This window comes from Pseudomonas sp. RIT409 (assembly GCF_003052515.2).
In the GTDB taxonomy this organism is placed as follows: Bacteria; Pseudomonadota; Gammaproteobacteria; order Pseudomonadales; family Pseudomonadaceae; genus Aquipseudomonas.
This window is the reverse complement of the sequence record NZ_QARE02000018.1, coordinates 113,813-122,437: the sequence shown is the minus strand read 5'-3', so window position 1 is coordinate 122,437 and position 8,625 is coordinate 113,813. Positions and strand designations below refer to the sequence as shown.

The 8,625-nt window shown below is 57.2% G+C and carries 8 protein-coding genes; 5 read left to right on the top strand and 3 right to left on the bottom strand.

What is annotated here, in order from left to right:
• Positions 1 to 257: 257 nt before the first annotated feature.
• Positions 258 to 824, bottom strand: coding sequence for a dCTP deaminase (dcd, locus tag DBP26_RS20775; RefSeq protein ID WP_065760448.1), 567 nt, complete (start codon positions 822 to 824; stop codon positions 258 to 260).
• Between the two features lie 309 nt (positions 825 to 1,133).
• Here dcd and DBP26_RS20770 point away from each other — a divergent pair, with 309 nt between their 5' ends.
• Positions 1,134 to 1,343 (top strand): cold-shock protein, encoded by a 210-nt coding sequence (locus tag DBP26_RS20770; RefSeq protein ID WP_010445013.1) that lies wholly within the window; start codon positions 1,134 to 1,136, stop codon positions 1,341 to 1,343.
• 178 nt (positions 1,344 to 1,521) lie between these two features.
• Here DBP26_RS20770 and apbC read toward each other — a convergent pair whose 3' ends face one another.
• A complete protein-coding gene (gene apbC, locus DBP26_RS20765) occupies positions 1,522 to 2,616 on the bottom strand; it encodes an iron-sulfur cluster carrier protein ApbC (RefSeq protein ID WP_108239397.1) in 1,095 nt (364 codons plus the stop codon).
• A 302-nt stretch (positions 2,617 to 2,918) separates the two neighbouring features.
• On the opposite strand from apbC, the gene metG reads away from it, so the two are divergent.
• The 4 genes from metG (at position 2,919) to DBP26_RS20745 (ending at position 7,027) form a co-directional block, all read left to right on the top strand.
• A complete protein-coding gene (gene metG / locus DBP26_RS20760; protein WP_108239396.1) occupies positions 2,919 to 4,964 on the top strand; it encodes a methionine--tRNA ligase in 2,046 nt (681 codons plus the stop codon).
• A 42-nt stretch (positions 4,965 to 5,006) separates the two neighbouring features.
• Positions 5,007 to 6,041 (top strand): electron transport complex subunit RsxB, encoded by a 1,035-nt coding sequence (gene rsxB / locus DBP26_RS20755; protein WP_108239395.1) that lies wholly within the window; start codon positions 5,007 to 5,009, stop codon positions 6,039 to 6,041.
• Between the two features lie 58 nt (positions 6,042 to 6,099).
• Positions 6,100 to 6,738, top strand: coding sequence for an endonuclease III (gene nth, locus DBP26_RS20750; protein WP_108239394.1), 639 nt, complete (start codon positions 6,100 to 6,102; stop codon positions 6,736 to 6,738).
• A gap of 106 nt (positions 6,739 to 6,844) precedes the next feature.
• Positions 6,845 to 7,027, top strand: coding sequence for a hypothetical protein (locus DBP26_RS20745; RefSeq protein WP_108239393.1), 183 nt, complete (start codon positions 6,845 to 6,847; stop codon positions 7,025 to 7,027).
• A gap of 117 nt (positions 7,028 to 7,144) precedes the next feature.
• On the opposite strand, the gene DBP26_RS20740 is transcribed toward DBP26_RS20745, so the two are convergent.
• Positions 7,145 to 7,771, bottom strand: coding sequence for a response regulator transcription factor (locus tag DBP26_RS20740; protein ID WP_108239392.1), 627 nt, complete (start codon positions 7,769 to 7,771; stop codon positions 7,145 to 7,147).
• Between the last annotated feature and the right edge of the window lie 854 nt (positions 7,772 to 8,625).

The window sequence follows — 8,625 nt, the reverse complement described above, 5'->3', positions numbered from 1 at the left end:
TGGGAGTGTCGGGGGTAGGCTGGCCAGGGATGCCTCCGGCGACCATGTTGACCAAATGCGGATGCGCTAACAGCGACCATGCCAGCAGCCCGACCTGATTACCTCCGGGGTCGCCAATACCGCTGCTGGTCTTCACTTGTCTCTTCATAGGGCACTCCTGAGCGTTGGTCCCATCCGCATGGTGCGGATGAGAACAGTTCAATACATAGAGTGCGCATTTCGCGACTAATTCAGTTTGGAAATGACCAACGGTGCACTTAAGCGCGAGGCAGCGTAACGCCACGCTGGCCCTGGTACTTGCCACCGCGGTCTTTGTAGGACACTTCACATTCTTCGTCGGACTCGAGGAAAAGCATCTGCGCAACGCCTTCATTGGCGTAAATCTTCGCAGGCAGCGTGGTGGTGTTGGAGAACTCCAGCGTCACGTGGCCTTCCCACTCCGGTTCCAGAGGCGTCACGTTGACGATGATGCCGCAGCGGGCGTAAGTGCTCTTGCCCAAGCAGATGGTCAGCACATTGCGCGGGATGCGGAAATATTCGACGGTGCGGGCCAGCGCGAACGAGTTGGGCGGGATGATGCATACGTCGCTCTTGATGTCGACGAAGCTGCCGGCGTCGAAATTCTTCGGATCGACGGTGGCCGAATTGATGTTGGTGAACACCTTGAATTCATCGGCGCAGCGCACATCGTAGCCGTAGCTGGACACCCCGAAGGAAATCAGACGATCGGCACCTTCACCGCGCATCTGGCGCTCCACGAACGGCTCGATCATGCCGTGCTCTTGCGCCATGCGGCGAATCCACTTGTCCGATTTGATGCTCATGGCGGTGTCCTGAATAGCGAGGTGAAAAAGATGTCCGGCATCTTACCGGGCATGAGCGCCCGGTTCAAAGACTGCGCACGACGGGGCGCGCAAACCGTTTGTCATCCACCGAAATAAACGTGGCCGAACCATTGGCACACTCTGGAAAAAGGGTTAAGGTGACGCCACTGTGTTGCTTGTGTCACTGAGAATCTCTACACGATGTTGAATTTCGATCCAACCATCTCCATGAATTTTCCTGCTCTTTGCACTCAGTCTCGGTCAGGGCTTTTCCCTAGCCGCAGTTAACTTTGTCCAAGGAGATACACCATGTCCAATCGCCAAACCGGTACCGTCAAGTGGTTCAACGATGAGAAAGGCTTCGGCTTCATCACTCCACAATCCGGTGACGACCTGTTCGTACACTTCAAAGCCATCCAGGCTGACGGCTTCAAAACCCTGAAAGAAGGCCAACAGGTTTCTTTCGTCGCTACCCGCGGCCAGAAAGGCATGCAAGCTGAAGAAGTTCAAGTTATCTAACTTGCGCTGAATCGCTTGAAAGACCCCGCCCTGAAAAGCGGGGTTTTTTTATGCCTGTCGATTTTCCTGGGCAGACGCCTGACGCGCCGTGAACCTATTGCCGCGAGCCCGCTTCCTGGGGGGGCGAGCGGTCAAGCTTCGCCCCCGGCGCGCAATACCCGCCAGCCTCGCAGAATGATCAGTCGTCGCTGATCGAAATGTTCGGCATTGCAGGGGTTGCGGCCGCCTGCAGCACGATCCTGGCCCCCACATGGCGCGCGAGTTCCTGGTAAATCATGGCAATCTGGCTTTCAGGTTCTGCAATGGCGGTCGGCTTGCCCCCATCGGCCTGCTCACGGATCAACATCGACAAAGGCAAAGACGCCAGCAGTTCGACACCGTATTGAGACGCCAGCTTCTCACCACCGCCCTCGCCAAAAAGATGCTCGGCATGGCCGCAGTTCGAGCAAATATGCACCGCCATGTTTTCCACGACGCCCAACACCGGGATGTTGACCTTGCGGAACATTTCGACGCCTTTCTTGGCGTCCAGCAAGGCCAGATCCTGAGGCGTGGTGACGATGACCGACCCGGCCACCGGCACCTTCTGCGCCAAGGTCAACTGAATATCACCCGTCCCCGGCGGCATATCGATAACCAAATAATCCAGATCATTCCAGGCGGTCTGAGTAATCAGTTGCAACAACGCCCCGGACACCATCGGCCCGCGCCAGACCATGGGCGTGTTGTCGTCGGTCAGAAAGGCCATCGACATCACTTCGACACCATGAGCCTCGATCGGCACGAACCATTTCTGTTCCTTGACTTTAGGCCGAGTCCCCTCGGGAATGCCGAACATGACGCCCTGACTCGGGCCATAGATATCAGCATCGAGAATGCCGACCCGCGCCCCCTCTCGAGACAAGGCCAGCGCCAGGTTCGCAGCCGTGGTGGATTTGCCCACCCCCCCCTTGCCAGAGGCCACGGCAATGATGTTCTTAACATTGGCCAGGCCCGGAATCTGCCCCTGAGCCTTGTGCGCGGTGATGTGCGTACTGACGCGAACGCTCGCCGCCGTAACGCCGTCCAGGCCCTCAATCGCCATTTGCAGCATCTGCGCCCAGCCGTTCTTGAACAGGTCGGCGGCATACCCCAGTTCCAGCTGCACGGTGACGCGCCCGCCATCAATGTCGATGGCCTGCACGCAGCCGGCGCTGACCGGGTCTTGGTTCAAATAAGGATCGGTGTACTGGCGAAGAACAGCCTCCACCGTCGCGCGGTTGACAGCGCTCATGGGTCACTCCCGAAAAAGACTGAGCAAAACAGGCGGCTATCCTACCGCGTCTGCCGGATAGCGGGGCGGGGTTTTGCAGATCACGCGTGTGGGAGCGCGCTCGGCCGCGGAGGACATTGATCCGGCTCATCGATGCGATCTGGCACACCGCCATCGCGGGCAACCGTGCTCCTACGCAAACCGTAACCCAATCCGACACCGTGAAACGCCGCACATACCCTATCTGCGGGATGAAAAAAAAAGCCCGGCGCTTTATAGTGGCCGACCTCCGTTTCACTTCAAACTTCAAGTAGCCGAGCCCCATGTCCGAGCCACGCAAGATTCTCGTCACCAGCGCCCTGCCCTATGCCAATGGTTCCATTCACCTTGGCCACATGCTCGAGTACATCCAGACCGACATGTGGGTGCGTTTCCAGAAGCACCGCGGCAACCAGTGCATCTATGTGTGCGCCGACGACGCCCATGGCTCGGCCATCATGCTGCGTGCCGAGAAAGAAGGCATCACACCGGAACAACTGATCGCCAATGTGCAGGCCGAACACAGCGCGGACTTTGCCGACTTTCTGGTGAATTTCGACAATTTCCACTCCACTCACGCCGAAGAGAACCGTGAGCTGTCGAGCCTGATCTACACCCGTCTGCGTGACGCCGGGCACATCTCTACGCGTTCGGTCACCCAGTATTTCGACCCGGAAAAGAAAATGTTCCTGGCCGACCGCTTCATCAAAGGCACCTGCCCGAAATGCGGCACCGAGGACCAGTACGGCGACAACTGTGAAAAGTGCGGGGCCACCTACGCGCCCACCGACCTGAAAGACCCGAAATCGGCAATTTCCGGCGCCACGCCCGTGCTCAAGGATTCGAAGCATTTCTTCTTCGACCTGCCCGCCTTCGACGCCATGCTCAAAGAATGGACACGCAGCGGCACACTTCAGGATGCAGTGGCCAACAAACTTGCCGAATGGCTGGATGCTGGCCTGCAGCAATGGGACATTTCTCGCGATGCACCCTATTTCGGGTTCGAGATTCCCGATGAGCCGGGCAAGTACTTCTACGTCTGGCTGGATGCGCCCATCGGTTACATGGCCAGCTTCAAGAACCTGTGCGACCGAACGCCGGCTCTGGACTTCGACACCTTCTGGAAGAAAGACTCGACCGCCGAGCTCTACCACTTCATCGGCAAGGACATCGTCAACTTCCACGCCCTGTTCTGGCCTGCCATGCTCGAGGGCGCGGGTTTCCGCAAGCCCAGCGGCATCAACGTTCACGGCTACCTCACCGTCAACGGCCAGAAAATGTCGAAATCCCGCGGCACTTTCATCAAGGCGCGGACGTACCTGGAACATCTGTCCCCGGAGTACCTGCGTTACTACTACGCGGCCAAGTTGGGCCGTGGCGTCGATGACCTGGACCTCAACCTCGAAGACTTCGTGCAGAAGGTCAACTCCGACCTGATTGGCAAGGTGGTCAACATTGCCAGCCGCTGCGCGGGCTTCATTCATAAAGGCAACGCTGGCGTGTTGGCGGCCGGCAACGCCGCACCTGAATTGACCGATGCATTCCGAGCCGCTGCGCCGAGCATCGCAGAAGCCTACGAGGCCCGCGACTTTGCCCGTGCCATGCGTGAAATCATGGCCCTGGCCGATCGCGCCAACGCCTGGATCGCCGACAAGGCGCCTTGGTCGCTGGCCAAGCAGGAAGGCAAGCAGGACGAAGTCCAGGCGATCTGCGCACTGGGTGTGAACCTGTTCCGTCAACTGGTTATCTTCCTCAAGCCGGTCTTGCCTAACCTGGCCGCCGATGCCGAGCAGTTCCTCAACGTCGCTCCCTTGACCTGGGACGACCACATGACGCTGCTCAGCGAGCACCCACTCAAGCCATTCCAGGCGCTGATGACCCGCATCGACCCGGCCAAAGTGGAAGCCATGACCCGTGCCTCCAAAGAAGACCTCACAGTGAGCGCGACCGACACCGGCCCCGCAGAAGGCAATGGCGAACTGACCAAGGACCCGCTGTCTCCGGAAATCGAATTCGATACGTTCGCCGCAGTGGACCTGCGGGTCGCTCTTATAGAAAAGGCCGAGCATGTCGAAGGTGCGGACAAGCTGCTTCGCCTGACCCTCGACATCGGCGACGAGAAACGCAATGTGTTCTCCGGGATCAAGAGTGCTTACCCGAACCCCGCCGAACTGGAAGGGCGTCTGACCATGATGGTCGCGAACCTCAAACCGCGAAAAATGCGTTTCGGGGTCTCCGAAGGCATGGTGATGGCAGCGGGCCCTGGCGGTGAAGACATTTACCTGCTGAGCCCCGACAGCGGCGCCAAACCCGGTCAACGCATTAAATAAGCATGAGGGGCCGACGTCTCGAAAGCGTCGGCCTGACCAAGCATGAACCTGATTCAGCGTATCGACGCCCTGTTGCCACAGACCCAGTGTGGCAAATGTGGCCACCCCGGCTGCAAGCCTTACGCGGAAGGAATCGCCAGCGGCGAAGCCATCAACAAGTGCCCCCCGGGCGGCGACGAAACTATCGCCGCGTTGGCGGACCTGCTCAATGTGCCTGCCCTCCCCCTTGACACAGAACGCGGTCACGCTCCGTCACAGGTCGCGTTCATTCGCGAGGAGGAGTGCATCGGCTGCACCAAATGCATCCAGGCCTGCCCCGTTGACGCTATCGTGGGTGCCGCTAAGTGGATGCATACCGTCATCGCCTCGGAGTGCACCGGGTGCGACTTGTGCGTCGCGCCCTGCCCGGTCGACTGCATCGACATGCTGCCCCTGTCATCACCCACACTCATACCGATTGTCGGCGGGCTGGCATTCGACGACGCCCAACGCGTTGCAAGAGCGGCCAGACGGGGACAGGCGCGCCAGCGCTTCGAAGCGCGTAACGTGCGGCTACACCGCGAAGAGCTACAGCGGCAGTCCGAGCGGCTGGCGCGCCAACAGGCTTCAAAGACCAGCGCGAACACCAGCGATCCGGTGCAAGCCGCGTTGGGACGGGTGCGCGTGCACAACGCTGCGGACGACGCAGCATTGAAGCAGGCCCGCGTCGACGTCAACATGAGCCGCGCCCAATTGAACAGATCACTGAAGGCATTTGGGCACCCGCCCACCGCCGAACAAGCTGCTCAACTGGTGACGTTGCAACGGCAGTTCGAAGAGGCAGAGCGAGCACTCGCATTACTGCTGAGTGAGATCACTCCAGATAATCCCCCTTCTCCGCCACCAGTTAGCGCATCGAGCGCAGGGCAGCCAGACAAAGCGGCAATCAATCGGGCGAAGATCCAGTTGGCGACGCGACGCGCTGCGCTCAAGAAGGCCCAAACCAACGCTGCGCCGGCAGAACAGCTGGCAGCACTGAACAGTGAGGTGTCGGACGCAGAGCAAGCGCTCCACGCATTGGAAGCCATGTCGACGTAGAACCTGCGCTCAATGAGACCTTAACGATGCCACTGATTTGCCTGGGACCCTTCACGCCATGAACGCAGCAAAACGCCTGGAAATCTTTCGCCGCCTCCATGAAGACAATCCGGACCCAAAAACCGAGTTGTCGTACAGCTCTCCGTTCGAATTGCTGATTGCGGTGATTCTTTCCGCACAAGCCACTGATGTGAGCGTCAACAAGGCCACCGCGCGTTTGTATCCAGTAGCGAACACCCCAGCAGCCATCTACGCACTCGGTGTCGAAGGTCTTTCGGAGTACATCAAGACCATCGGTCTCTATAACAGTAAAGCGAAAAACGTCATCGAGACCTGCCGCCTTCTGATCGAGCTCCACGGCGGCGAAGTCCCGCAAACGCGTGAAGCGCTCGAAGCGCTGCCGGGCGTAGGCCGCAAGACGGCCAATGTCGTGCTCAACACCGCTTTCCGCCAACTGGCGATGGCCGTCGACACCCATATCTTCCGCGTCAGCAATCGGACTGGCATCGCGCCGGGTAAAAACGTTGTGGAAGTCGAAAACAAATTGATGAAGTTCGTACCGAAAGACTATCTTCTCGACGCTCATCATTGGCTGATCCTGCATGGCCGCTATGTCTGCATAGCGCGAAAGCCGCGCTGCGGCAGCTGCCGGATCGAGGATTTGTGTGAATTCAAGCAGAAGACTTCAGACGATTGAGCAATAGGCGCTTCGTAGGATAATCGATTGAAAAAATCTTTTTTACCCGCTTCGTATTTGTCGCTATAAGGTGCGCCAATGACAGTCTAAGCTGGAGTCAACTTTCATGAGCACTGACAAAGAGCAGATGGATGTAGATGACGACTTCGTGGCAGAAGACGCCGACGAAGTCGTTCAGGTACCTGTGGAAGCCGCCAAAACCAATCTCAGTAAACGTCGCACCATCGATAATCTTCTGGAAGAACGGCGTTTGCAGAAACAGCTCGCGGACTACGATTTCGATTTCTGACGAGCCTGATGCTCAAAGCCTCTCAGGCCGAGAGGCTTTTTCCTTCTGGCAGAGCGCCGTCGATGCGCTTGAATCGCCCTCACTCCGTTCCCGCTCACGAGCGCGCCCTGCGCCGGGTTAGACCAGCCCGTTTCGTTGGGCAAGCTCGATAAGATCAACCAGCGAATGCGCATTCAGCTTGAGCAGCAGGCGAGTCTTGTAGGTGCTGACGGTCTTATTGCTCAGAAACATGCCATCAGCAATCTCCTTGTTGGTTTTACCTCTGGCCAATTGCTGGAGCACCATCATCTCCCTGCCTGAAAGTCGGTCGACCATCTCGGCCTCGCTGGCGTTGCCCAGGCTCGAACGTACCGTGTGCAGCGCCTGATTGGGAAAATAGCTGTACCCCGACAAGACTGCCTTGATGGCACTTAGCAGCTCGGTCAGATCCTGCTGCTTGCAGACATACCCCGCTGCTCCGGCCTGCATGCACCGCATCGAAAAATGCCCGGGGGACTGCGACGTCAGGATCAGGACCTTGAAAGGCAGCGTCATGGCTGTCAGCCGCGCGATAACCTCGAGGCCGTCCAGTTTCGGTATGCCGATGTCCAAGATGACGATATCAGGCAAATGCTCCCTGGCCAGTTGCAGCGCATCCACGCCATTGTCCGTTTCCGCGATGACTTCGTAGCCATGCCGCTCCATCAGCATGCGCACGGCGAGCCGAATGACGGGGTGATCGTCCACGATCAACACTTTATTCATGTGCAGTCCATTTTTTTGCAGTTCGATATTCTGGAGCCCGCACAATAGCTTAGTCGTTTACTGCTTTGCATGGGACTCCTCCCTTTGGACTAGCAGGCAAAGACGTTTCCTACTCAAGCAACAGAAAGGTCCTACAAAACTAGACTCACTCATCTTCATTTCGATCGAATCGCCTGCTGTCGTCTGTCACTTAATTCCCTCCTATCATTTGAAAGAAACATTTACGAACGCCCGTACGCAAGTGGTGCGATTCTGAAGTCCGCCCGCTGCGCCATGCTCCACGAAAATCCTGACCGTGTTCAATTTTTGGATGACCATTTATTCCAGAGTGTGAAAACCGACACAGAGAAAGCGTTCATTACCGACAGATGAAGCGGTTCTCATCTCAGCACAGTCTTGGGCCATGGATTGATTGTTACTCCTGCTCCACACATTGACGCTCAGGATAAGCCGATATCCCGAACATGCCACACATGTTCAATCATAAAATATTGCCAATTACAACCCGCAACGTCTTGATAGCATCGCGCTGAAAAATACACACTCAAAAAATATATTTTCAATACATATTTATTCAAAGAACCTTCCTACAAAATTTTCGGACCTTGTTGAAAGCCCCGTCCTACGTCGAGACAGACCTGCACGGCGCTCCAAGCCGGCTCGAATCTGCCCCCCACCAGCGGACCCCTTCTGACCATAAAGAATTAAATGAACTTAATAGTGTCCCGATAAGCAATCGCCAGGCGCCCCGGCGTCTACGTAATACCATATCTTCCTACATCGCCACTGACACTTCCATAAATAAGAAAAATACTACATAACTAACAGACCAAACTCTTCAACGCGCACGCGTT

Coding starts and splice junctions, on each gene's coding strand:
- dcd (WP_065760448.1), bottom strand. CDS start 824: ATGAGCATCAAATCGGACAAGTGGATTCGCCGCATGGCGCAAGAGCAC.
- DBP26_RS20770 (WP_010445013.1), top strand. CDS start 1,134: ATGTCCAATCGCCAAACCGGTACCGTCAAGTGGTTCAACGATGAGAAA.
- apbC (WP_108239397.1), bottom strand. CDS start 2,616: ATGAGCGCTGTCAACCGCGCGACGGTGGAGGCTGTTCTTCGCCAGTAC.
- metG (WP_108239396.1), top strand. CDS start 2,919: ATGTCCGAGCCACGCAAGATTCTCGTCACCAGCGCCCTGCCCTATGCC.
- rsxB (WP_108239395.1), top strand. CDS start 5,007: ATGAACCTGATTCAGCGTATCGACGCCCTGTTGCCACAGACCCAGTGT.
- nth (WP_108239394.1), top strand. CDS start 6,100: ATGAACGCAGCAAAACGCCTGGAAATCTTTCGCCGCCTCCATGAAGAC.
- DBP26_RS20745 (WP_108239393.1), top strand. CDS start 6,845: ATGAGCACTGACAAAGAGCAGATGGATGTAGATGACGACTTCGTGGCA.
- DBP26_RS20740 (WP_108239392.1), bottom strand. CDS start 7,771: ATGAATAAAGTGTTGATCGTGGACGATCACCCCGTCATTCGGCTCGCC.